We start from the raw sequence: 854 nt of genomic DNA on the forward strand, positions 1-854 counted from the left end.
ATTTATCGATGAAATTCTGGGTATTATCTAGATGCGTGATCGCCATGCTTTCGGTGATCTCAAAGCAGACTTTATGGGGCGGCACCTTATTCTCTTCAAAGAGATTAACCAGAAAAGCTGAGAATTCTTTTTGACCAATGCTCTGTGGACTGAGGTTAATACTGGCACAGCCGAGCTTTTCCAAGTGCTCGGGGTGTTTACCTAACCAAGCGAAGTAATTCTTGATGACCCAGCGATCTATATTAGGCATGAGGTTATAGCGTTCTGCCGCGGGCAAGAACTGGCCTGGAGAACAAAGGTTGCCGTTGCTATTGATCAGGCGAAGCAGGATTTCGTAATGAAAGTTTTGCTCTTGACCTTGGTTGGGCGCAATGTGTTGAAAGACTAAAAAGAACTGATCATTCGTTAGTGCTTCTTTAATTGTTGTGACCCATTGCATTTCGAGCTGTCGGAACTGTAGGTCTTTATCAGACTCAATGAATACATGAACACGATTACGCCCTTGGTCTTTGGCCATATAGCAAGCAGCATCCGCCATGGCTAGTAGTTGTTCTACATTCTGGTGATAAGGGTATATTTCAACCAAGCCGATACTGACGCCAATGCTGTAACGCTTACCTTCCCAGATAAATAAAAATTTCTCGACGGCTTCTCTGAGACTTTCGGCAATAAGCCTTGCTTTGGGAAGACTTGTTTGGCTAACGAGAATGCCGAATTCATCGCCCCCCAGTCGAGCGATGATCTGCTGAGGCCCGAGCGCTTTTACTTCTTGAAGCAGCTTCTGGCTAATATTTTTTAGCAAGATGTCGCCTGCAGTGTGGCCACAGAGGTCATTCACAATCTTAAACTGGTCT

At 45.1% G+C, this 854-nt stretch carries 1 protein-coding gene; it reads right to left on the reverse strand.

The annotated features are described in order from the left end of the window. A partial coding sequence (locus A3735_RS05915; protein ID WP_231882429.1) for an EAL domain-containing protein occupies nt 1-802 on the reverse strand: 802 nt, incomplete at its 3' end. Nucleotides 803-854: the final 52 nt, after the last annotated feature.

It is taken from the genome of Oleiphilus sp. HI0061 (assembly GCF_001635675.1).